22 protein-coding genes, 5 tRNA genes, 1 other RNA gene and 1 riboswitch are annotated in these 24140 nt (G+C 41.3%); of the genes, 12 read left to right on the top strand and 16 right to left on the bottom strand.

Features of this window, described 5'->3' with window-relative positions:
- From ribB to JR005_RS01220, 12 genes are all read right to left on the bottom strand, one after another.
- The coding region (ribB, locus tag JR005_RS01275) for a 3,4-dihydroxy-2-butanone-4-phosphate synthase (protein ID WP_218665441.1) at positions 1–656 on the bottom strand (656 nt) is incomplete at its 3' end.
- Between the two features lie 92 nt (positions 657–748).
- Positions 749–891, bottom strand: a riboswitch (FMN riboswitch).
- A 123-nt stretch (positions 892–1014) separates the two neighbouring features.
- Entirely contained in the window at positions 1015–1395 is a 381-nt protein-coding gene (gene panD / locus JR005_RS01270) for an aspartate 1-decarboxylase (protein ID WP_004990637.1), read from the bottom strand.
- Positions 1396–1531: 136 nt separating this feature from the next.
- On the bottom strand, positions 1532–2113 hold the full coding sequence (gene pth, locus JR005_RS01265; protein WP_204471073.1) for an aminoacyl-tRNA hydrolase: 582 nt from the start codon (positions 2111–2113) through the stop codon (positions 1532–1534).
- Between the two features lie 20 nt (positions 2114–2133).
- Positions 2134–2430 carry a 50S ribosomal protein L25 gene (gene rplY, locus JR005_RS01260; protein ID WP_218665440.1) on the bottom strand — a complete coding sequence of 99 codons (297 nt, stop codon included), beginning with the start codon at positions 2428–2430 and terminating at the stop codon, positions 2134–2136.
- A gap of 100 nt (positions 2431–2530) precedes the next feature.
- Positions 2531–3484 (bottom strand): ribose-phosphate pyrophosphokinase, encoded by a 954-nt coding sequence (locus JR005_RS01255; RefSeq protein ID WP_004990629.1) that lies wholly within the window; start codon positions 3482–3484, stop codon positions 2531–2533.
- A gap of 155 nt (positions 3485–3639) precedes the next feature.
- Positions 3640–3714, bottom strand: a tRNA-Gln gene (locus JR005_RS01250).
- Positions 3715–3806: 92 nt separating this feature from the next.
- A tRNA-Gln gene (locus tag JR005_RS01245) sits at positions 3807–3881 on the bottom strand.
- Positions 3882–3897: 16 nt separating this feature from the next.
- Positions 3898–3972: transfer RNA gene (locus JR005_RS01240), tRNA-Gln, on the bottom strand.
- Positions 3973–3995: 23 nt separating this feature from the next.
- A tRNA-Gln gene (locus tag JR005_RS01235) sits at positions 3996–4070 on the bottom strand.
- A 4-nt stretch (positions 4071–4074) separates the two neighbouring features.
- Complete coding sequence (ispE, locus tag JR005_RS01230) at positions 4075–4902, bottom strand: 4-(cytidine 5'-diphospho)-2-C-methyl-D-erythritol kinase (RefSeq protein WP_004990625.1); 828 nt, start codon at positions 4900–4902, stop codon at positions 4075–4077.
- Positions 4903–4916: 14 nt separating this feature from the next.
- The gene (gene lolB / locus JR005_RS01225; RefSeq protein ID WP_004990623.1) at positions 4917–5492 is read right to left on the bottom strand and encodes a lipoprotein insertase outer membrane protein LolB; all 576 of its coding nucleotides are present in this window, start codon (positions 5490–5492) and stop codon (positions 4917–4919) included.
- A gap of 3 nt (positions 5493–5495) precedes the next feature.
- Complete coding sequence (locus JR005_RS01220; protein WP_080633051.1) at positions 5496–7199, bottom strand: tetratricopeptide repeat protein; 1704 nt, start codon at positions 7197–7199, stop codon at positions 5496–5498.
- Between the two features lie 100 nt (positions 7200–7299).
- On the opposite strand from JR005_RS01220, the gene hemA reads away from it, so the two are divergent.
- The gene (gene hemA / locus JR005_RS01215; protein ID WP_218665439.1) at positions 7300–8583 is read left to right on the top strand and encodes a glutamyl-tRNA reductase; all 1284 of its coding nucleotides are present in this window, start codon (positions 7300–7302) and stop codon (positions 8581–8583) included.
- 13 nt (positions 8584–8596) lie between these two features.
- Here the strand turns inward: hemA and JR005_RS01210 are convergent, their stop codons facing one another.
- On the bottom strand, positions 8597–10495 hold the full coding sequence (locus JR005_RS01210; RefSeq protein WP_218665438.1) for a DNA primase: 1899 nt from the start codon (positions 10493–10495) through the stop codon (positions 8597–8599).
- Positions 10496–10639: 144 nt separating this feature from the next.
- On the bottom strand, positions 10640–11704 hold the full coding sequence (locus tag JR005_RS01205; protein WP_004990617.1) for an outer membrane protein assembly factor BamD: 1065 nt from the start codon (positions 11702–11704) through the stop codon (positions 10640–10642).
- A 72-nt stretch (positions 11705–11776) separates the two neighbouring features.
- On the opposite strand from JR005_RS01205, the gene rluD reads away from it, so the two are divergent.
- The 3 genes from rluD (at position 11777) to JR005_RS01190 (ending at position 14287) form a co-directional block, all read left to right on the top strand.
- Complete coding sequence (gene rluD, locus JR005_RS01200; protein ID WP_004990616.1) at positions 11777–12826, top strand: 23S rRNA pseudouridine(1911/1915/1917) synthase RluD; 1050 nt, start codon at positions 11777–11779, stop codon at positions 12824–12826.
- 98 nt (positions 12827–12924) lie between these two features.
- Positions 12925–13665 (top strand): peptidoglycan editing factor PgeF, encoded by a 741-nt coding sequence (gene pgeF / locus JR005_RS01195; RefSeq protein WP_004990615.1) that lies wholly within the window; start codon positions 12925–12927, stop codon positions 13663–13665.
- A gap of 40 nt (positions 13666–13705) precedes the next feature.
- Complete coding sequence (locus tag JR005_RS01190) at positions 13706–14287, top strand: flavodoxin family protein (RefSeq protein WP_004990614.1); 582 nt, start codon at positions 13706–13708, stop codon at positions 14285–14287.
- Between the two features lie 42 nt (positions 14288–14329).
- Here JR005_RS01190 and smpB read toward each other — a convergent pair whose 3' ends face one another.
- Entirely contained in the window at positions 14330–14806 is a 477-nt protein-coding gene (gene smpB / locus JR005_RS01185) for an SsrA-binding protein SmpB (RefSeq protein WP_004990613.1), read from the bottom strand.
- Positions 14807–14964: 158 nt separating this feature from the next.
- Between smpB and coaD the strand changes: the two genes are divergently transcribed.
- The 6 genes from coaD (at position 14965) to JR005_RS01155 (ending at position 19651) form a co-directional block, all read left to right on the top strand.
- Positions 14965–15456 carry a pantetheine-phosphate adenylyltransferase gene (coaD, locus tag JR005_RS01180; RefSeq protein WP_004990612.1) on the top strand — a complete coding sequence of 164 codons (492 nt, stop codon included), beginning with the start codon at positions 14965–14967 and terminating at the stop codon, positions 15454–15456.
- Position 15457: 1 nt separating this feature from the next.
- On the top strand, positions 15458–15721 hold the full coding sequence (locus JR005_RS01175) for a YfhL family 4Fe-4S dicluster ferredoxin (protein ID WP_010588836.1): 264 nt from the start codon (positions 15458–15460) through the stop codon (positions 15719–15721).
- Between the two features lie 27 nt (positions 15722–15748).
- Positions 15749–16104, top strand: an RNA gene (gene rnpB / locus JR005_RS01170) — RNase P RNA component class A.
- A gap of 62 nt (positions 16105–16166) precedes the next feature.
- A tRNA-Met gene (locus tag JR005_RS01165) sits at positions 16167–16243 on the top strand.
- 300 nt (positions 16244–16543) lie between these two features.
- Positions 16544–18829: a TonB-dependent hemoglobin/transferrin/lactoferrin family receptor gene (locus JR005_RS01160; protein WP_218665437.1), complete on the top strand. Its 2286-nt coding sequence runs from the start codon at positions 16544–16546 to the stop codon at positions 18827–18829.
- Between the two features lie 30 nt (positions 18830–18859).
- Positions 18860–19651 carry a hypothetical protein gene (locus JR005_RS01155; protein ID WP_218665436.1) on the top strand — a complete coding sequence of 264 codons (792 nt, stop codon included), beginning with the start codon at positions 18860–18862 and terminating at the stop codon, positions 19649–19651.
- 157 nt (positions 19652–19808) lie between these two features.
- Here JR005_RS01155 and JR005_RS01150 read toward each other — a convergent pair whose 3' ends face one another.
- Complete coding sequence (locus JR005_RS01150; RefSeq protein WP_151833847.1) at positions 19809–21203, bottom strand: cobyric acid synthase; 1395 nt, start codon at positions 21201–21203, stop codon at positions 19809–19811.
- A 341-nt stretch (positions 21204–21544) separates the two neighbouring features.
- On the opposite strand from JR005_RS01150, the gene cysD reads away from it, so the two are divergent.
- Together cysD and cysN are read left to right on the top strand one after the other, a co-directional pair.
- Positions 21545–22453, top strand: coding sequence for a sulfate adenylyltransferase subunit CysD (gene cysD, locus JR005_RS01145; protein ID WP_004990602.1), 909 nt, complete (start codon positions 21545–21547; stop codon positions 22451–22453).
- A 71-nt stretch (positions 22454–22524) separates the two neighbouring features.
- Complete coding sequence (gene cysN, locus JR005_RS01140) at positions 22525–24138, top strand: sulfate adenylyltransferase subunit CysN (protein ID WP_151833848.1); 1614 nt, start codon at positions 22525–22527, stop codon at positions 24136–24138.
- Positions 24139–24140 lie beyond the last annotated feature (2 nt).

The raw sequence follows: 24140 nt of genomic DNA, 5'->3' as shown, positions 1-24140 counted from the left end.
ATATGATGTTCCATTCGATATTGAACTAACTCTTCAATGGTAATCACGGTGAGGTGATGGGTTTGAGCATAAGCTAAAACCTGAATACCTGCTGCCATTGTCCCGTCTGGATTCGTAAGTTCACACAACACACCTGCTGGTTTTAAACCTGCTATTCGAGCTAGATCAATAGTTGCTTCAGTATGCCCCCGACGTGTTAAAACGCCACCATTACGCGCACGTAAAGGAAATACATGGCCAGGGCGATTGAGGTCACCAGCAACAGCACCATCTTTAATCGCGGTATGAATTGTAGTGACGCGATCCTGTGCAGATACACCCGTAGTTACGCCTTGAGCTGCTTCGATCGTCACAGTAAATGCAGTATGAAACTGACTTGAGTTATTTTGTACCATTGGCGGTAAGTCTAAATGGTCGGCAAGCTGTTCCGTTAAGCAAAAACAGACAATTCCAGAACCATCACGGATCATGCGTGCCATGGTGTCTACATTTAATGTTTCTGCGGCAACGATCAGATCCGCTTCATTTTCGCGGTCAAAATCGTCCATCACCAAAACAGGTTTACCTTGACGTATATCTTCTAAGGCTTGTTGAATTCGTTGTTCGGCAGGGGATAGAGCTGAAAAGAAAATTTCAGGTTGAATTAAACTAGACATGTGAAATGCTCTCGTAAAGTTACGGTTAAACATTTCAGGACTGATGCAGAAATAGGGTCGTGACAATAGAACAGAAATGTTCTACTGTGGAACGTCGTCTTCTTTCATCCGGACTATACCGTCGGCTTTGGATTTGCACCAAATCTGCGATTGACCAGATACAGCCAAGCGCTCGCGGGCTTACTCATGTTGAGTTTACCGCCGGTGGGGAATTACGCCCCGCCCTGAAGCGATGTTCAATAATTATAGTCTTTTTCAACTAAAAAACGAGTACTTTTTTAGAACAATAGGTTCAAAGCTTATTTCAAATAGGCATAAAAAAGCCCGCAAATGCGAGCTTTTTATTCATTTCTAATTTTTAAGCCACTTGCACTGGGATACAGTTTGCAGTGTGATTTACAGTGTTATCTGGATTCGCATAAACTAAACGTGGTTTATGGGCATTTGCTTCGGCTTCAGTAAAGTCACCAAATGTTGCAATAATCACAAGATCACCCACATCAGCCTGATGTGCTGCGCCACCATTGACTGAAATAATACCCGAATTGTCTTCACCACGAATCGCATAAGTCGCAAAACGTTTACCGTTGGTGACGTTCCAGACATGAATTTCTTCGTATTCGCGAATTCCTGCTAAATCCATTAATACGCCGTCAATTGCACAAGAACCTTCATAATGAAGTTCGGCATGCGTAACCACTGCACGGTGAATTTTGCATTTTAATAAACGAGATAGCATGGCTAGCGTCTCCTGAGTTGACCTAAGCGTATGATCTTAAGGTTGAAACCTAATCTGACTTTTTGAGTCGGCATTTGCATGCGCATTTTGCTCTTAAAAAAGGCGTATGGCAAGCAGGAATATTCAACAAATCATGTTAATTGGGTTTGTAAGCATTGATTTGATTCATTGCCTGTGAAATTTGACCATCGACCATCAATTTCACTTTGGATAATGCATGATGAATTGCATCGTCCATTAATTGCTGTTCATCTTTAGGTGCTTTACCGAGCACATGTCCTGAAACACGTTCTTTAGAACCTGGATGACCAATACCAATGCGTAAACGATGAAAGTTTGAACCGATATGTGGAACAATGTCACGTAGACCATTGTGACCACCATGCCCACCACCACTTTTAAGCCGAATCACACCTGGATTCATATCCAACTCATCATGAGCAATTAAAATGGATTCTGGAGCAATTTGATAGAATTTGGCAAAAGGAACAACACTTTGACCAGATCGGTTCATGAATGTGGTTGGAATCAATAGGCGAACATCATGTCCTTGTATTGTACCACGTCCTGTATAACCGTTAAATTTGGGATCTTTTTTGAGGGTTATGCCATATTGATCTGCAAGTTGCTCAACAAACCAGAAACCTGCATTATGGCGAGTTTGGGCATATTCCGTACCGGGATTGCCCAAACCAACAATTAGCGAAATATTTGACACTAATTTATGCTCAACACAACTTACGCGCGTTTAAAGTCTGCGTGCATTGGTGTGTTTTTAGCAGGGTGACGCTGTAACGCTTGAATTTTTACGTTTTCAACTTTGTCACCAATTTTGATTTCAACAACTTCTTCAAAGAAAGCATTGCTTTCTAAAGCTTTTACAACTTCACGAAGCTCTAAAGTGACTGCTACAGGCTCTGCATTACCACCATAGATGATAGCAGGAATTAATGCTTCACGACGAAGGCGGCGGCTCGCACCTTTCCCTTGTTTGTCGTCAGCACGCGCTTGAGCGTTTAATACGAAATTTGCCATGAGTAAATCCTCATTAAGGTTTAAATAAACTAAACTTGCGACCAGTTTAGTGATAGAAAACCCCAGCCAAAGCTAGGGTTTAGAAAAAAAAGCTGCGCTATTATAGATAACTATCGAACATTGCGCTAATAGATTCTTCGTTATTAATACGACGAATTGTTTCAGCAACCATGCCCGCAACTGAGACTTGACGAATCTTGCCTAAGTTCTGCGCTTCCACAGAAAGAGGAATGGTATCTGTCACAACCAATTCATCAATCACAGAATTAGTCAGGTTTTCAATCGCTTTACCTGAAAGAACAGGGTGAGTTGCATATGCAATCACACGGCGCGCACCAAATTGTTTAAGTGCATCGGCTGCTTTACACAATGTACCTGCTGTATCGACCATGTCATCAACAATGACACAATCACGGTCTTTTACATCACCAATCAAATGCATCACTTGCGATTCATTGGCTTTTTGACGACGTTTATCGATAATCGCTAAATCAATATCACCCATTTGCTTGGCCACTGCGCGCGCACGAACAACACCACCAACATCTGGCGAAACGACCATTAAGTTGTGATGCTGTTGTTGACGTAAGTCAGCAAGCAATGCAGGAGTACCATAAATGTTATCGACAGGAATATCAAAGAAGCCCTGAATTTGGTCAGCATGTAAGTCAATCATCACCACACGGTCAATACCAACTGTAGTCAGCATATCTGCAACGACTTTTGCAGTAATAGGTACACGCGTTGAACGTGGACGACGGTCTTGACGAGCATAACCAAAATATGGAATCACAGCCGTAATACGTCCCGCACTGGCACGACGCAAGGCATCTGCCATCACCAGAATTTCCATCAGGTTATCGTTGGTGGGTGCACAGGTAGGCTGAACAATGAAAACGTCTTTGCCACGCACATTTTCAGTAATTTCGACAGTGATTTCACCATCAGAAAATTTACCTACAGCAGCGGCTCCCAGAGGGATGTGCAAATGACTAACGACTTTTTGAGCAAATTGTGGATGAGCAGTTCCACTAAAAACGACAAGATTGGGCATGAAGCACCTGAGCGAGGATTACGTGAAGCAACGCTTCACCCGAGCGCAAGGGAAAAAAGCATGATTTTCCAAAGGGGTAAAGCAATGCTTTGCCCGAGCGCAAAAGAAAAATATTTCATTTTTCTAACGGGTAGTTTAAGGAACAATCTGTTATATGGCAGGGGCGGCTGGATTCGAACCAACGGATGCCGAGATCAAAACCCGGTGCCTTACCACTTGGCGACGCCCCTAATGCGGCAGAACTTTAATATTTTTACCTGTTTATGTCAAGAAAAATCAACAAAAAACAAAGTAAAAACCAGTCTGACTTTCATGATGTAAATGGCAGGGGCGGCTGGATTCGAACCAACGGATGCCGAGATCAAAACCCGGTGCCTTACCACTTGGCGACGCCCCTAATGTGAAATCTGTAATGGCAGGGGCGGCTGGATTCGAACCAACGGATGCCGAGATCAAAACCCGGTGCCTTACCACTTGGCGACGCCCCTAATACAGAAATCTCAGATGTGATTGGCAGGGGCGGCTGGATTCGAACCAACGGATGCCGAGATCAAAACCCGGTGCCTTACCACTTGGCGACGCCCCTATCTTCAAAGTCGAAAATCATAGAGTGGAGATTGTTTTAAACTATTCACCACATAAGCTTTACATGGCGCATTTTCAACAATTTCAGCAATATTCATTTCAGCATTGATCTCAGTAAAAACACAAGCACCTGTTCCTGTAAGCTTTGCCTGACCAAATTGATCTAAATAATGCATCGCTTCATCAACCTGTGGATATAGACTTCTAGCAATAGGCTCAAAGTTATTTCCAAAGCTGGATGGCTTTAACTGATAGGCGCAAAATGTAGTAGGCTTGGAATCTCTTGTCAATGTTTTTTGCGAAAAAAGTAATTGAGTGCTGATAAAACAGTCAGGTTTTAAAATGATGTATTGTTTTTGAGCTAAGTCTATGAATGATAAATGTTCACCGACACCTTCTGCCCATGCATTTTGCCCATGCACAAACACAGGAACGTCAGCGCCCAACTGTAATCCAAGCTCTGCCAGTTGCTGAATATTGAGACCACATTGCCAGAGTTGATTGAGCACAATAAGGGTAGTGGCAGCATTGGATGAACCTCCGCCTAGCCCTGCACCCATCGGGATATTTTTCTCGATTTCAATCTTTAGGCCGCATAATTTTTGAGCATAAGGTTTTAATATTTCTGCGGCACGATAAATTAAATTATTTTTCAGATCGACTTGTTCAAGCCCTACGATTTCTATGGCTGAATCATCATTTGGATAAAAGTTCATCCAGTCATATAAATCAATCAACTCAAAAATGCTTTGCAATTCGTGATAGCCATCTGCGCGACGACCTGTGATATGCAGAAACAAATTAAGTTTGGCAGGAGAGGGAACCCGAATCATTATCTTCACTTGATTTAACGATTTTGAATGACCATTGTAATACGGTTTTCTTTATTATCTTCAAGTGTCTGCTTTAAAATAAGTTTATTCGGTAATTTTTGCTCTGCATCATAGCTGAGATCAACATTCCAATCATCTTCTTGGATATGGTTTATTCGACCATTGGCATCTTGAGTGGTTTGAGCCTGTGTAGTTGCAGGTCTGGCTTGTACCCAACTAATAATGTGGGTAATCGGAGCTTGCCATCCTGTTGCACGTTCAAGTAACTCTTCTGGAGAGGATGCTGTAATAAGTCCCGTTTTTGCACTATTCAGAGTAACTTTGCCATTTTTTCCCTGAATTTGAGTTTTACCCATCCCCAAAATGCCAGTTAATTCGATATCAAAGTTTTGCTGTTGTTGTGCCCACGTAAAAAAAGCGCTGCCTGTTTGTTGTGGGGTTCGTACGCCAATTTTACCTTGTAGGTTAAATTGATTTTCGCTTTCTTGAGTGCTCTTTGGTAGTTGTGGTTGGGTAAAATGCTGACAACCTGTTAAAAACAACGCGCTGGAACAACAAAGTGCAATACAGGTTTGAGAAAGCGTATTCATAAATTAACTCTTTTTGGTACTTAACGGTAAGATTAATCCATCAAGCTGTTGTAATTGTGGATCATTTGCATGCTTTTGTTTCAGCTGTTGTAACACTTGAGTGTATTTGTCCAGATCACCTTGCATGTACAAGGCTTTGGCAAATCGAACGCCGATATTGACGTTCTGACTTAAGTTATATGCTTTCCCCAATGAATCAGCCGCGGCAGGAAAATCATTTTGTAAAAAGGCAATATAGCCCAGCGTATCCAATATTGAAGCTTGTTCAGGTGCATATTCCAGTGCAAGTTCAGCGTATTCTCTGGCTTCGTTCAGTCGGCGATTTTGCAAGGCAAGGGTATAGGCATAGGCATTTAAATAGGTCGGGCTATTGGGTTCAATCTGTAATAATTGCTTTAATGCCCGATCAAGTTTATCCCGATCCATATTCGGATCGAGCATCAGCACTTCGGCGTAGATCAGTTCAGGGTCATCTGTAATGCTTTTGATCGCTTCATCTAATAGGCGAATGGCTGCTTTTTTATTGCCCATTTTTCTGAGAATTTCAGCCTGAGCCTGATATAAAAAACTGGCATGTTGTGGGTAATTGACGCGTTCTTGAGTGAGAAAGCGTAAACCATCATTTAGGTTATTTTGTTTTTCAAAAATGGCAATCATATTGCGACGTGAAACGACATAGAGGCTACCATCGACCAGCCGATAATAGGCTTTTGCTGTTTCAAAATGCTGTTTGCGTTCAGCATTCACAGCCAGATAATAATAGGCTTCATTTTGATATTTGGCTGAATAGCGTAAATCGACCAGATATTGCTCGGCTTTTTCGTATTGTTTTAAATCAATGCTGGTTAAGCCTGCAATAAATTTGGCTTCTTCTGCATCTGGCCAGTCTTTAATAATGCTTTGTAGTTTTTCCAGTGCCAGTTCTGGTTCATTGTTTTTGACTAAAAAACGTGCTTCAGCCAAACGAACCTCCAGATTATCCTTGTGACGTCTGCTTGATTTTGCATACCACTGTTGAGCGCCTTCCAGATCATTTAAGCCAATCAATAAATTGGCTTTCATTAAAATAAAACCTGTGACTTTGGGGCGTTTTCGCAATGCTCGATTAATGGTCGTAAGCGCCTGATCGAGTTCGCCATTTTGTGCTTGTAATCCTGCGATCAAAGCCAACACCGAAGGGTTATTTTTCTCTTTACTAAAATTCAGAATATTGAGTAAGTCAGCACGATCGGCAGCTGACTCGGGTGAAATGCCCGCGACAATTTGTTCCAAATCCGCATTAGGATCGATATTTAAAATTTTATCCAGTGTATCTGCTGCAAGCTTGTATTCATGTGCTTTTAAGGCAATATGGGCCAGATAAAACAGTGCGGGAACATCTTCTGGCTCTTGTACCACCCAATGCGTGGCAATATCCAGTGCCGCTTTCATGTCATTATATTCGAGTGCAATATCCAAAGCCCGTTGTTTAATGGCGGGTGAATTGCTCTTAATGGCTAAAACGGTGTAGTTATGGATTGCGGTTGGAATGTCGTCATAAGCCAGTGCAAACTCAGCAATCATACTTTGCTTAAGTGCTTCTGTATTGGGTTGAATTGGATAAAAATCAGTCACAGCACGTACATGCGCTGATGATGCCATGCTTCCTAACAGTAAGAATGTGGTAGAATATTGTCTAATCGACGTACCATTAATTCGGCAATTCATTTGACGCAATTTTAGTAATCCATTTTTCCGTAATCTAAGTATGCTTTTTATGACACCGTTATTGCACAATAGCATAAATTTAGCGAAATGATGATCTGATATGTCCTTCTTTGCATTGGGTGTCAATCATCAAACAGCTTCCGTAGAGTTGAGAGAACAAATCGCTTTTAATGCAGAGCGATTGAGTGCTTTGCTTGCCGAGCAGCGAGATCATCACCATTTAAATGATATGGTGGTGGTCTCGACCTGTAATCGTACTGAAGTGTACGCCATCGCAGATAATGCGGACATGGTACTAGACTGGCTTGCCCAATCAAATGATATTGAAGTAAAACAATTACTTCATCATGTTTATCGTTACGAAAATGCGCAAGCGGTTACACATCTGATGCGGGTGGCCAGTGGGCTTGATTCACTCATGCTCGGTGAGCCACAAATCTTAGGACAAGTCAAAAGTGCGCTGAATTTGTCTAAAGAAGCGCACACCATTTCACCTAGTCTAAATCGAATTTTTGAATATGCGTTTTATGCTGCCAAGCGGGTGCGTACAGAGACCGCGGTGGGTAGTCATGCGGTGTCGATGGGCTATGCCGTTGCCCAATTGGCTTTGCAAGTATTTAGTCATCCTGAACAGTTGACCGTGATGGTGGTTGCTGCTGGTGAAATGAATAGTCTGGTGGCTAAGCATTTGGCAGAAATGGGAGTTGCGAAAATTATTATTTGTAATCGGAGTCGTGAACGTGCTGAAAACCTATCACAGGAAATTGCTCAGCAGGTTGATGTCGTGATTATAGAATTTAATCAGTTAGCAGATCATTTGCATCGCGCAGATGTCGTGTCGAGTTGTACGGGTAGTTTGCATCAAGTCATTCATTATAAAGATGTCCGTGCTGCGCTGAAAAAACGTCGTTACAAACAGATGCTCATGGTGGACTTGGCTGTACCACGTGATATCGATCCGAAAGTTGAAAGTCTGGATGGCGTTTATCTGTATGGTGTCGATGACCTGCAAAGTGTGATTGATGAAAATCTGGCACAACGTCGTCAGGCAGCAGTTGAAGCTGAAGTGATGGTCAATCAGTTGGCGACTCAACTGGTCACACAGCAAAAAATTCAGCAGGCAGGGAGCACCATACAAGCGTATCGTGAGCATGGCGAGGCACAACGTCGGTCAGAGCTTGCACTTGCGCTTGAAGCCTTAAAAACAGGGCAAAATCCAGAAGATGTGTTAAAAAACTTTGCACATCGTTTAACGCAAAAAATGCTGCATCCGACTTCAATTTTATTGCGTGAAGCGGCGCAAAATGAAAGTCCTGATTATTTTGAATGGATACAGAATGAATTGGCTGACGTGTTTGCCAAAGAACGAAAGCCTAAAAAATAATCTATTAATATCGCTAAGATAATAATCTTAAACCAATCTGCTTGGTGAGTTCATTGAGCTGTTGACGTAAGTTACGCGATTCCAATAGAGAGATCGGTGCTTTTAATTTTTGCCGCAAGTATTTCTCTTGTAATCCTAAAGAATATTCTTTGGCAAGTTTATCCGCAATTTCGGGAGCTTGTGTCAGGCTTTCGATATTGGTTCTTTGCATGATGTCTGCAATTTCATGACAATAGGCACTGCATGCGCCCAGCACATAATAAGTTGCCAATTCTTGATCATCGGGTAATTCATCAAAAATACGATCGAAAATAGCCAAAGTTTTGCCAAGCAACTCATTGGAATCGATGACTGCGCGGAGGGCCTCAAAGTGAATATATAAATAAGGATGGTGCATCAAAATCGCCAGTGCAAAATCTTCATCTTTGGTTTGAATATTAAAAGACAAAGATGCATCATGGCTGATTTGTGGCGTCCATTTGCGCCCTAAACCTAACTTTTCTCTAAATGACTGGGTAAGCAAATAGCGAAACGAGCCATGTTTAGGTAATAACTCAGTCAGTGCTTTCAGTTCGCCCATCACCAGACTTTTACCTTCTGGACTGGAAATGTCGTGCTGTCCTGTTAAATGCGCAAAGACAAAGTCAGACAATAACGGAGCCTGATCCAGTAGACGATTAAAACTTTCTAAGCCTTCACGACGAATCAATGAGTCTGGATCGTGTTCATGGGGCAATACAAAAAATTTAAGTTCACGTCCATCATTTAATAAAGGAAGTGCAATTTCCAGCGTGCGTCGAGCGGCTTTTTGACCTGCGGCATCTCCATCAAAGGCAATGGTAATCCGCGGATTTTGCTTAAATAAGGTCGTGAGATGATCTGCATTACTGGCAGTTCCAAGTGTCGCAACAGCACCATAAACGCCATATTGTTGTAAGGCGATGACATCCATATAACCTTCAACCATCAACCAGTCATGGGCTTTGAGTTTTCGTCCTTCATAGAGTCCATAGAGCAATTGATTTTTATGAAAAATATCGGAGTCTGGTGAATTGATATATTTGGGTTTGATTTCATCATTCAGCGCACGGCCGCCAAAACCCACTACACGACCCTTTTGATCACGAATCGGGAAAATCACCCGTTCACGCAATAAATCAAAATCCCGTCCGTTATCACTGGAACGAATTAAGCCGACTTTTTTTAGACCGTCAATATCCTGTGGAAAGGCTTTTTCCAGATGTTGCCAATCTTCAGGTGCATAACCTAACCGCCAGAACTGAATGGTTTCAGTTGTTAATCCACGTTGCTTAAAATAGCTCTGTGCTTTTTTACTGTGAGGAAGTTGTCGTTCATAAAACTGCGCTACATTTTCAAGTAAGTCGTATAAATTTCCTTCTTGCGGGATATCCTCAAAAGGAGAAAGGGTGCTATCAAACTGTGAAAAAGGATCATCTAAATAGACAGGCATTGCCAGATTTGCCGCGTCGGCAAAAGCCTGATTGGGATCTTGGTCTTGCTGTGTAATTGCTGGTGATGTGACTTCTGGTGCAGCAATCGCTTTGGGCTCAAGTTTTTGTGGTGTGCGTTTATAAGACAGTTTTTTATTATCAAAATTATCTTTGGGTAATTCGATTCCTGCTTTGCTAGAAAGCTCCTGCATAACATCGATAAAATTACGGCTATCAATATCCATTAAAAAGCGAATCGCATTGCCATTGGCCTGACAGCCAAAGCAGTGGTAATAGCCTTTGTCACGATAGACGTGGAAAGAAGGGGTTTTTTCCTGATGAAATGGGCAACAGCCCGAATAGCTTCGTCCAGTTTTCTTAAGCTTTACCCGCTGACCAATCAGTTCGACCAGATCTGTACGATCCAGAATTTGATCAATCGTATGTTGTGGAATCGCCATAATAAAATTACCGTGTCTGGACGAAAAATATTGCTGTCATTGAGACCACTTTACATGATGCAGTCTAATGGTGATGATTTCAATGCGCTCAAAATGAAAAAAGGCAAGTCAGATGAACTTGCCTTGCTGTGTAACGAAACCAGTTTAGTTGGCAGCATCATCATCATTGGTTTGTGGCGCGACCGTATCTGGTACAACACTCATACTCGGAACAGTTTGTTGTACTGGTGGTGCGGAAATAGGCGCAACTTCATGTTGTTCAGGTTTATCCAGTAAACCAAAACTCAAACGATTGGTCAGGCTGCGTTTTTCAGTTGGATGATCCGATGTTGCTTCTTCAACACCTGAGGTTTTCGATCCACGACCTAAAATACCCAGTGTTGCACGATTCCACCAGCTTCCCTCATGACGCGCTGCGCGCAAATCAACTTTACCATTAGATTTCACTAAATCTGGGTAGTTTAGTTTTAATACATTGGTGTATTGTTGACTAAGCTCTTGATCACCTAATTTGTCATACGCATACGCTAAAGTTGCGAGTGCTTCAGGAGTTTGCGGTGTTTGTGGATAATGTTCAACAACCCATTGTGCGCGTTCAGCCGCCGCAAGCCAAGCCTGACGTTTTAAATTAAAACGTGCTACATTAATTTCATTTTCAGCAAGTTCTTGCTGAATATATTTCATGCGCTGTGCTGCATCGACCGCATATTCACTACTTGGGAAACGACGAATAAAGTCAACAAAATTTTGATAAGCCAGTTTTAAATAACTCACATCGCGATGTGACTGTTGTAATGAGGTATAGCGCAACAAGCTATCGTAATTGAGTTCCATGTTGGACACGCCACGTACATAGTAGGCATAATCGACATTAGGATGTTGTGGATTCAAGCGAATAAAACGCTCTGCAAGTGCAATCGCACCTTCATAATCTTTTTGTTGAAATTTGACGTACAGCAGATCAAGTTGCGCTTGTTGGGCGTATTGACCTGTAGGATAATAGGTATCGATTGCTTCTAAGGACTTTGCTGCGTCTGAATATTGTTTGCGACTCAGTGATTTTTCGGCTTTTTCAAAATAAACCAGTTCACTTGACTTAGGCCCAGTATCGACTACTTCTTTTTTTGGATTACTGCTACAACCCACCATTGCAGTCGCTACACCAAGAGAAAGGGCAAGCATGGTAATCTTATAATTTGGTAGCGACATAAAAACTCCTCTGTTATATACGGGCAATGAGCTACAATTGCGCTATTAAACCACTTTTATCAATTTGAGCAAATGACTTCAGCACAATCTTCTCATTCAAATCTCTCAGAAACAGACTTCTTACTTGAAGATTCTGAGGATGCAGATAATCATAATTCTGACACAACTGCAACACGTTTATCGTTGCAACAGCAGCTTGATGAAACTTATCTGGGACAACGCATTGATCAGGTCGCAGCCAGTGTGTGGAGCGACTTTTCCAGAGAACGCCTCAAACAGTGGATGAAAGATGGCCATTTGTTGGTAAATGGTAACATCGTAAAGCCCAAATATCGCTGTGAAGGTAATGAGTTATTGACCTTAAATGTCGAGCTTGAGGCTCAGACTACTAATCAGCCTGAAAATATTGCACTGGACATTGTCTATGAAGACGATGATATTTTAGTGATTAATAAACCTGTGGGCATGGTGGTGCATCCCGGCGCAGGCAATAGTTCAGGGACACTGGTTAACGCCTTGCTATATCACTATCCAAAATCGGCTGAATTAGCGCGAGCGGGACTTGTGCATCGTATTGATAAAGATACGAGCGGTTTATTGGTAGTGGCCAAAAATCTCGAAGCACAGTTTTCCTTAAGTAAACAACTGGCAGATAAATCGGTTTACCGCATTTACGATTTAATTGTTTATGGCAATATTGTGGCGGGAGGTACTATTGATGAACCGATTAAACGTCATCCAGTTGACCGTATTAAAATGGCTATTCTTCCGGGCGGGCGTGATGCGGTAACGCATTATAATGTCAAAGAGCGTTTCCAAAACTTTACGCGTGTACAGGCACAACTTGAAACGGGGCGGACGCATCAGATTCGGGTGCATTTTAGTTATATCGGCCATGGTTTGGTGGGCGATTCTGTCTATATGAATCGAGTTCGTGTTCCTGCGGGAGCAAGTGAACGTTTAAATATTACCTTACGTGCTTTCAAGCGTCAGGCTTTACATGCTTCCAAACTGGGTCTGGTTCATCCGCGTACTCGCGAAAATATGATGTTTGAAGCACCGTGGCCAGAAGATTTTAGTTATTTGGTTGAGGTCTTGCGTCAGGACAATGCGGCTTATTAGGTTTCTTTCGTAACTATTTAAGCCCTCTTTATTTTTTTCTAAGGAGGAAATAAAAGGGGCTTATGAAAAACTCCATTCAAGATTAAAGGAATCAGTTCATGAATTTTGTGCAGGGTTTACCACAAGGTGTTTATGTGGGACAGACCACCATTCAACATGCTGGAGCGCTGCCAAGTATTCATGCTGATTTAGCTGGATTTAATCTGGCTTTACATGTCAATGACGATCCTGAGCGTGTTCAGCAGCATCGCATGATATTGCTGAATGAGTTTGCCGAATATGGGGTTAATAAAATCACATGGATGACCCAAACCCATAGCACTATTTGCCATACTGTTAATGAACAAATAACATTTGATGCACTGGTTGGAGATGGATTAGTTACTCAAACCAAAGGTCATGCGCTGATGATGATGACGGCTGATTGTCTGCCTGTGGTTTTGGGCAATCGGGATGGTACAGAAGTTGCGAATTTACATGCAGGTTGGCGTGGTCTTGCGGGTGGAATAATTGAAAATACCATCGAAGCCATGCAAAGTGGCGCGACATGGGCTTGGCTGGGTGCTGCGATTAGTCAGCCCTGTTTTGAGGTAGGGATTGAGGTCAAGAAAACGTTCTGTGAAAAATACCCAGAACTGGATATAGCTTTTGAACAAGGCAAACAGGATGATAAGTTTTATGCGGATCTTTATGCCATTGCGCGTTATATCTTGGAGCAACATGGAATAGAGTTAATACTTGGCGGTGATCAATGTTCTTATCGTCAACAAGATGAATACTATTCTTATCGGCGTAATGCCAAAACAGGACGCATGGCGACATTCGTTTTTATCCGATAAAAGTGGTAAACTTTCAAAGTACTATCAGTTTGATTGATTTATGTCACTGCTCAAAAAATCACTTTGTATTGTTTATCATAGCCCTTATGGACATACTGCCAAAGTTGCGTCGTATATTGCACAAGGTGCAAAAACCTTAGCTATTGATGTGCATTTAATGTCGATTGAACATATTGACTGGGATGCTCTGGATGCGGCACACGGGATTATTTTCGGGTCCCCCACTTATATGGGAAGTGTTTCGGCTGATTTTAAAAAGTTTATGGATAGTACATCTAAGCGTTGGAAAAATCGTCTCTGGCAAGGCAAACTTGCCGCTGGCTTTGCAAATTCTGGTGGTCTAAGCGGTGATAAACTCGCAGTCCTTCAACAACTTAATATTTTCGCGATGCAGCACGGTATGCTTTGGTCTGGATTGCCATTAATGGCAACGGGTTCTACAGAAACAGATTTAAATCGACTTTCGAGTTGTTTAGGCTTGATGACTCAATCCGATAATGCTCCTGTTGAGATTACCCCGCCTAAAGGTGATCTTGATACTGCAATATGGTTTGGGGAGTATATTGCGGGTGTGCTCTATCGTTTAAATTGTGCAGAGAAAGAAAAAGCCTCCAAAAAGTAAATTCAGAGGCTTTTGTATTCATTTAATTGTTAATGCATCAAATTATTTATGCATTAACCTTGCCTTATCACGCTGCCAGTCACGGTCTTTTTCAGTCGCACGCTTATCGTGTTGCTGCTTACCTTTTACCAATGCAATTTCCAGTTTGACCAGATGACCTTTCCAGTAACAGGCTAAAGGTACACACGAATAACCTTTCTGATTGACTGCACCCATCAATTGTTCAATTTGTCTACGAGACAATAACAATTTACGGGTACGCGTTGCTTCGGGAACGATATGTGTGGATGCAGAAAGTAAAGGTTGAATCTGTGCACCAAACAAATAGGCTTCACTATTTTTAAAAATAATATAACTTTCGGTCAGGCTCATGCGGCCTGCGCGTAAAGATTTTACTTCCCAACCTAGCAGCGCAATGCCTGCTTCAAATTTTTCTTCAATAAAATAATCGTGGCGCGCGCGTTTATTCTGCGCAATGGTGCCGCCGTTATTTTTCTTCACTACTACTGCTTTCGCCATAATCTTAAAAATTCCAAAGTTAAGCTATTGTGCCTGAAACAGTGACAGAGGTGAAGTTTTTTCATTTTAATCAGGTGGCTTATTGATACGATGTCTTCGCTAAGAAATCAAGATTTGCTAGAATACAACTCTCAGAAAATAAACTAGAGTAAAAATGGATGACTAAAGCACGTGTTATCTATCCAGGTACATTTGACCCAATCACCAATGGACATATTGATTTGGTCACTCGCGCCTCACGAATGTTTGATGAAGTTGTGGTCGCCATTGCGATTGGACATCATAAGAACCCAGTCTTTAGTTTAGAAGAGCGTGTCGCGTTGGCCAAAGCCTCTTTAAGCCATTTACCCAATGTTGAGTTTGTTGGATTTGACGGCTTATTGGTCAATTTTTTTCGCGAACAAAATGCAACAGCAGTATTACGAGGTTTACGCGCTGTATCTGATTTTGAATACGAATTTCAATTGGCAAATATGAATCGTCAATTAGATTCACATTTTGAAGCCGTGTTTTTAACCCCGTCTGAACAATATTCCTTTATTTCATCGACTTTAGTTCGTGAAATTGCGCGTTTAAGAGGAGATGTCGCCAAGTTTGTCCCGCAAGCTGTGGTGGAAGCCTTCGAACGCAAACATCAACAAGGTTGGTAGAGTGTCACTCATTATTACTGATGAATGCATCAATTGCGATGTCTGTGAACCCGTATGTCCAAATGAGGCCATTTTTATGGGCGACGTGATTTACGAGATTCATCCAGACTTATGTACTGAATGTGTGGGACATTTTGATGAACCGCAATGTCAGTTATTTTGCCCTGTTGATTGCATTCCTAAAGATCCTGACCATGTTGAAACACATGGGGAGCTTTTGCAAAAGTATCAAAAACTAATTGATCAAAAAAGCACAAGCAATTAATCCAAATCTTTGCTACTATGCGCTCCTGAAGTGGACTGGACGGTCGCTGCTGTGGAGGTCTTCGTGACTGAAGCAGGGGAGGAAAGTCCGGGCTTCATAGGGCAGGGTGCCAGGTAACGCCTGGGCGGCGAAAGTCGACGGAAAGTGCAGCAGAGAGTAGACCGCCTCATTCGTGAGGTAAGGGTGAAAGGGTGCGGTAAGAGCGCACCGCGTGTCTGGTAACAGTTCACGGCATGGTAAACCCCACCAGAAGCAAGACCAAATAGGAATCCTGAGGTACGGCCCGTACTGGATTCGGGTAGGTCGCTTGAGCGTATGAGTGATTGTACGCCTAGAGGAATGATCGTCCTCGACAGAACCCGGCTTACAGGTCCACTTCACCAATTTTATGAAAAATTTGCTTGACGTATCTCAGATAACTTTGGATAATGCGCGCACAGTTTTCGGCTATGTAGCTCAGTTGGTTAGAGCACAGCACTCATAATGCTGGGGTCACAGGTTCAAGTCCCGTCATAGCCACCATTTAACAGACCATGCTCCTGCATGGTCTTTTTTTATGTCAATTTTCTTGGTTTATGTGAAAATTATTCAAATAATATTTATGGCGATCTTTTAAGTTATTGAATCTATAAATGCTTGTAAATTAATCAGGATGTCAATTTTCTGTGATTTTTTGTAGCAAATATTATTACTTTTGATTATCATTCTCATTTAAGTCTATTCATTCTTTATTTCTCCTGCAATTTATCAGGCCTAAAACTGCATAAATTAATTTATTGAATAGTAATTATTATCTTTAGTTTTATCATTTATTGGTGGGTTATGTATCGTCCTCAGAATCAGTTCACGTCCATAAATAAGGTCAATCCGCAAATTCGATTGAAACCGCACTATTTAGCGGTATGTCTTGGCATGTTGATGGTACCAGTCTCCACGAGTCTCTTGGCGGCAGAAGAAAGTAAAACGGCTGATTCAAATCACTATACTAAGCTTTCTGTTATTACGGTGTACGCTGAAAAGGAAGACAAAGTTCCCTCTTCTGTGACGAGCATTAGTCGAGATAATTTAGATCGCACAGGTGCAACAGATATGGCCAGTATTGTGAAATATTTGCCTTTGGTGAGTGCGCCATTTGCAGCCAACGGGGCGAGTGCTTTTTATGCAGGCTCAGGTACCAGTAGTTATAACATTCGTGGGATTGATGGTAATCGGGTAGGGCTAGATGTTGATGGTATTGATATCGCAGATGCAACTGTTGCGACTTGGACAGGTGCAAGTATGCGTAATAGTGCCGCAGGCCGTGATTATATTGAACCTGAAATGTTTCAAACAGTGAATATCCAATCAGGTACAACGGGTGCTTCAACAGATGGGATTGGTGGACGTGTTTCATTCAAGACTAAATCACCTGAAGATTATCTGATAGATGGGAAAAATGTAGCCGCTACTGCGAAAGCGGGTTATAGCTCGGCAGATGAAGCGTGGTTAAGTTCGGTTACAGGTGCTGTTGGGAATGATACGCTTAAAGCATTGATTGCTTATGCGCATCGTGATGGTAAAGAAATTCAAGGTAATTCTGATACCAAACAATTTCCTGCTGACTGGAAATCTGATGCTATTTTAGGTCGTATCATCTGGGACATTAATCAACAGCATCAATTGGGTTTTACCGCGGATTATTATAAAAAGAAAAATGATATTAGTAAGATGGATGGTTCTACCTATACGGGGATCACCTATGGAGATGGTACACAAAACCAGAATATTGAACGCGAACAATACAGTCTGGATTATCGGTTTAAGCCAAGTAACTTTAGTTTATTCGATCAGTTGAAAGCCAAAGCTTGGTATCAGGAATCACATAATGATACCCGTACAGGTTATAAAGCTGCGACTTATTATCGTGATGTCAATAATACCTTTAAAGAAGAAAATACGGGCATCAAACTCGATGCCGAAAAATATCTTGGTGTGCATCATTTTGAATATGGTCTGTTAGTGGATCAAAAAAAATATTCAAGTGATCGTAAAGAATTGCGTAATGGTGCTCCAACTTCATCAACTTTATATCAGGGAAGTTATTTGTCTGATTCTAAAGTCAATCGTTACGCTGCCTATGTGTCAGATAGCATGACTTTTGATGTGTTCGATCGTGCTTTAAGATTGACCCCGTCTTTACGTGCAGAACGCCAAGAAATTAAACCAGAAAATTCAAATTATTCAGGTTTTTCTGATAAAGATTTTAATTATTTATCGCCAGGATTGTCACTGAGTTATCAGTTAACGCCTTACAATTATACTTATGCGAAATACACGCGAGGTACACGTGTTCCAAGTGCAACAGAGTTAGGCAGTTATTTCCAGACGACCTCAACTAACTCGTATTATTTGGCTGGTAATTCTGATTTAAAAGAGGAAACCAGTGATGCATTTGAGATAGGGCTAAGAAATGATTCGATTGAAGGGATAAAACTGGATTTAACTGGGTTTTATACCAAATACGATAATTTCATTGATTATAAATCTTTACCAGCATCTGAATGTACCGTTTCAGGCGTGTTTTTATGTTATGAAGCAGAAAATCTGGCACAAGCTGCAATTTGGGGCGGGGAGCTTTCTACACGTGTAGATCTTGGACATTTTATTCATGATGCAAATGGTTTTAGTGTAGCCTTGGTTGCAGGTAAAACCAGAGGCCGCGCCAAAGATAATGATGGCAAAAAGAGTGGGGTAAACTCTGTTACTCCTGCAAAAGCCAGTCTAACACTTGCTTATGATGATCCTGAGCATGTCTACGGTCTTGGGTTTACAACGACTGCTGTGGATAGTAAAACTGCATCGCAGGATGTGAGTACCTATTCAACCAACTCAAACTATATTCCTGTGAAAGGGTATACCGTATTTGATTTGTCCGCTTATTGGAACGTCAATAAAAATATGAAATTCAATGTCTCTTTAAATAACATTTTTGACAAAACCTATTGGAATTATTCAAGTGTAGGCACATTAAATACCGCGACTAGTACCAGTGGAAGCATTAATGCGTTGCGTGATCGTTCTGCCGAGGTAGGCCGTAATGTGGTCGCAAGTGTTGAATTTAAATATTAATTATTATCAGAGATCGTTTAGGACATCATCATGAAACACATTAAATTTACCCTCTTGGCTTGCAGCATTTTTAGCTCATTTGTAATGGCTGCGCCAGATCATCAGATTGAAGCACAGGCTTATGGCCTTTATGCCTTGTACCATCCACAAGATAAAAATCCAGACAATGTAACCTTTGTTAAAAACTACGCGGCTGATTATGCAGATTTATTTAAAACCCAAAAGCAAGTGAATCAACAACAATACGTGCAGTATGAACAAGCCAGACTGGAGCCTGTATTAAAGCAGCGCCGTGAGATGTCGTTGAAACAGGCACATGTTCGTTTTGGTGTATTAAATACCAATAAAGACGACAAAATTATCTTAAAGGAATATCAGGAAATTGGCCATAAAACCTTTAATCAATTTGATAAAAATCAGGATGGTATTATTACTGCCGAAGATGCCAAGAACGAAGCCACCGCAACAGGTACACACGATGGCTTTAAAGTAAAATCTCCATTGTCGATGCCAATGGCAGCGAATGTGAATGAATTTATTCAAATGTATGCCAATAACAATAAAAAATATGTGACCTTAGGCGACTATTTAACCCATCGTGATCAACAATTTTTCTTAACGGATAGTAATAAGGATCTCAGCCTATCTGAAGATGAATATGTGAGTGAATTTACTCAGCGTTATGACGAGCATTTGGCTCAGGCGCGTAAACAATATAATGAGATTTTTAATCAGCAATTCCAAAATATCAGTCATGGCAAAACCACAATTCAGGACAAAGATATTAAAACTTTTGCAGCTCGTGTATTGAAAGGAATTTAACTGAAAATATCATCTTGTGATGTTTTGAGAATCAATATTTGGCCGTTTTTGTAGATTAGTTTAAGCAAAAACGGTCAAAAAATTGTGCTGTAGATAAAATTAAAATGAATCAAAAATAAAAAAAGATAAATAGAAGAACTGGAACGTAAAAATCGAATTACTCTTGAATCGCATCCAAAATTAAATTGACGTTTAAACGATTACGGCATTGTCCGACAAAATCTTCAATTTTCTCAGTTTTATATTGTTGGAAATCAAAACCCTGATAATCTGAACAGATCGAAGCTAAGTACTGTGTCCGAAAAGCATTGTGATCAAAAATTTGATGAATAAAAGTTCCCTGAATATATTTATCTTGAAAATACAGTGGATATTTGTGGCTTATCCCATGATGCATTTCAAATCCCTCAATCTGCATACCAAAAATTGAATAGGTTTTTTTCACTAAAATTTTATCTTGAGCGAAGTGAATATCATCATTTATCAAGCCTAGACCTGTCGCGATGGTTGGCTGTGGGTTTTCAATCTGATGAGGATCATGTAGTTGTTGAAATAACATTTCATAACCACCGCAAATGGCAAAAATCGCTTTTGTGCGTTGCTGTAGTTGTTCAAATAAGCCATTTTGTTTTAACCAGTTTAAATCCTGAATCACTAATTTTGAACCAGGCAGGATCACCACATCAAAACGTTCTAAAGAAATCGGGCTATGAATAAATTCCAGTAAAACCTCATCATCGGCAATCAAGGGTTCAAAGTCGTTATAATTACTCATATAAGGATAGGCAATGACGCCAATCGAGATTTTCTGCTGACCAGATTGCTGTACAAAATTTTGCAGACTGGCATTGTCTTCAAAACCCAGATTAAACGGCATGTATGGCAAAACGCCCAAAACTGGAATTTTAAATTGTTCTTGAATAATATCGATGCCCGCATCAAATAAAGACAAATCACCACAAAATTTATTGACGATCACACCAATGACGTTGTTACGTAGGTGAGTGGGGAGTAAGTTATAAGTCCCCCAGATTGAAGCAAATACACCGCCTTTTTCGATGTCAGCAATCAAAATAATTTTGGTTTGATAGGTTTCAGCAATAAAGATATTAGAGAGATCTTTATCCATTAAATTAAGTTCGACTGGACTGCCTGCACCTTCTGCCACCACGCAATCATAACGGTCAGCCAAATAATCAAAACAGCGTTGTACCGCAGGTTTGAGTTGATTCAGATCACGGTAATAGTCCAGTACATGCTGCTGCGAAATAACTTTGCCTTCCACGATGACCGAAGCACGACCATTTGAGCCAGATTTGAGTAATACAGGATTAAGGTGATACGAAGTTGCAATACTCAGAACTTCAGCCTGAAACGACTGGGCAATCGCAATTTCACTGCCATCATCACAAACCCGTGCATTATTGGAGACATTTTGTGCTTTAAAGGGCGCAACCCGTAAACCTGTATCTTGTAAGATTTTGGCAATCACAAAGGTCATGGTGGATTTTCCAGCATCACTGGAAGTTCCAAAAATTGAAATATGTCTCATGCTGATATGCTTATCAATAAAATCGGGTAGGCAGAAAGGGGTAGSCTACGGCATAATACGTTATTTTTACGATCAACGTAGTGGTCAAATGCAGGCTACACTGTATGTTGTGTATATGATTAAATCAGATATACATATGAAAAAACATGCAAAGTAAGTATTGTTTGAATCACTATAATGAATATCTATTTCCAGATCTAGCATAAGGCCAATCTGGAGAGTTATGTCGAATTTTCAATTTGGAGTTGTTATGGCACTCGTTCCTCCATATGGTGGCGCAAGTTGTGACGAAAAACTACTTGGCGGCTTAATGATTAAAACGGACTGGAAAGGAGATGCACATGACTGAAGATAGATTAACCCATCTCAAGCAGCTTGAAGCTGAAAGTATTCACATTATTCGTGAAGTTGCAGCCGAATTTGAAAACCCAGTGATGCTTTACTCGATTGGTAAAGATTCTGCGGTGATGCTGCATCTAGCACTGAAAGCCTTCTATCCTGCAAAACTTCCATTCCCTTTATTACACGTCGATACAGGCTGGAAATTTAAGGACATGATTGCCTTTCGTGACAATATGGCTAAAACCCATGGCTTTGATTTGATCGTGCATCAGAACAAAGAAGGTCGTGATGCGGGCATCAATCCATTCGATCATGGTAGCTCGAAATATACCGACATCATGAAAACACAAGGCTTAAAACAGGCTTTGGACAAGTATCAGTTTGATGCGGCTTTCGGTGGTGCGCGTCGTGATGAAGAAAAATCACGTGCTAAAGAACGTGTTTATTCATTCCGTGATAGTAAGCACCGTTGGGATCCTAAAAATCAGCGTCCAGAGCTTTGGAATCTTTACAATGGTAAAGTAAACAAGGGCGAAAGTATTCGTGTATTCCCATTGTCAAACTGGACTGAACTGGATATCTGGCAGTATATCTATTTAGAAAATATTCAAATCGTTCCTCTTTATTTCTCTGCGGTACGTCCTGTGGTGGAGCGTAGTGGTACGCTGATCATGGTCGATGACGAGCGCATGCGTTTAAAAGAAGGCGAAGTTCCACAAATGAAATCGGTACGTTTCCGTACGCTCGGCTGTTACCCATTAACGGGTGCGGTGGAATCTGAGGCAGATACTTTGCCTGAGATTATTCAGGAAATGCTTTTGGCCACAAGTTCTGAACGTCAGGGTCGTATGATTGACCATGATGAAGCGGGCTCAATGGAAAAGAAAAAGCAGGAAGGTTATTTCTAATAAATCTCCCCCAACCCCTCTTAAAAAGAGGGGAGCCTAGGAAAAGATTTCAGAATTTGTGGAGTTAGAGCATGTCTCATCAGTCAGATCTTATTAGTCAGGACATTCTGGCGTACTTAAAACAACATGAGCAAAAAGACTTATTGCGCTTTTTGACTTGTGGTAATGTCGATGATGGTAAAAGTACCCTTATTGGGCGTTTGTTGTATGATTCAAAATTGATTTATGAAGATCAATTGCAGGCGGTGACCCGCGACAGTAAGAAAGTCGGTACGACAGGCGAAGCACCTGATTTAGCGTTGCTCGTCGATGGTTTACAAGCTGAACGTGAGCAGGGCATTACCATTGATGTCGCTTATCGTTATTTCTCTACAGAAAAGCGTAAATTCATTATTGCGGATACCCCGGGGCATGAGCAATATACCCGTAACATGGCAACAGGTGCGTCAACCGCTGACCTTGCGATTATCTTGATCGATGCACGTTATGGTGTTCAAACTCAAACCCGTCGTCATACTTTTATTGCCAGCTTATTGGGTATTAAAAATATCGTCGTTGCCATTAACAAAATGGACTTGGTTGAGTTTTCAGAGGCACGTTTCAATGAAATTCAGGTTGAATACGATGCTTTTGTCAGCCAGTTGGGTGATCGCCGTCCAGAGAATATTTTATTTGTCCCGATTTCAGCTTTGAATGGTGATAATGTCGTAAATCCATCGGCAAGCACGCCGTGGTACAAGGGGCAAACCTTGATGAACATTTTGGAATCTGTGGAAATTAAACGCGAATCCAATAAACACGAATTTCGTTTCCCTGTTCAATATGTAAATCGTCCAAATCTGGATTTCCGTGGCTTTGCGGGAACAATTGCACTGGGTGAGATCAATGTAGGCGATGAGATTGTTGCATTGCCATCGGGTAAAAAATCGACGGTCAAAGAGATTGTGACTTTTGATGGCAATCTTGAACAGGCGATTGCAGGTCAAGCCGTTACCTTGACGTTAAACGATGAAATTGATATTTCTCGTGGGAACATTTTAGTCCGTGCTGGTGAACAGCCATTGATTTCACGTAGTGTGCGCGCCTCTGTGGTTTGGATGACTGAGCATCCTTTAGTCAAAGGTAAGCTGTACAATGTCAAAATTGGTACACAGACTGTTCCTGCCAAAGTGACTGAAATTCATTATCGTGTCAATGTGAATACCCTTGAGCATACTCAAGTGGACGAGCTTGAACTCAATGCAATTGCAGATGTAACAGTCGAGTTTGATGCACCAGTGGTCTTTGATCGTTATCAAGATTCCCGCTATACAGGTTCTTTCATCTTTATTGACCGTTTAAGCAATGTAACGGTTGGTGCTGGTATGGTTGAAGCGGCGGTGGAATGGACTGCGAGCAACAATCCTGTGACTGCTGAAGATCGTGCGGCGCGTTTAGGTCAAAAACCTGCGGTGATTGGTGTTTCAGCGAAAATCCTTGAAAAAGCACAAGCACTTGAAAGCTTGCTGATTCAGCAAGGTGTCGTGACGATTGCCAAATCAGATTTGACTGCTGATCAAATCAACTTACTTCGTGAAACGGGTATTGTGGTGATTACAACCGTTACAGAAGCGTCAGATGCAGATGTTACGGCTGAGACTGTAGAAGAAGTAGTCGATCAGGTGGTGGAATTGGTTCGTTTGTAATG

Source organism: Acinetobacter sp. Colony158, assembly GCF_019264745.1.
Taxonomy (GTDB): Bacteria; Pseudomonadota; Gammaproteobacteria; order Pseudomonadales; family Moraxellaceae; genus Acinetobacter; species Acinetobacter ursingii.
The sequence above is the reverse complement of the archived record's forward strand: the minus strand, read 5'-3'. Positions and strand labels throughout refer to the sequence as shown.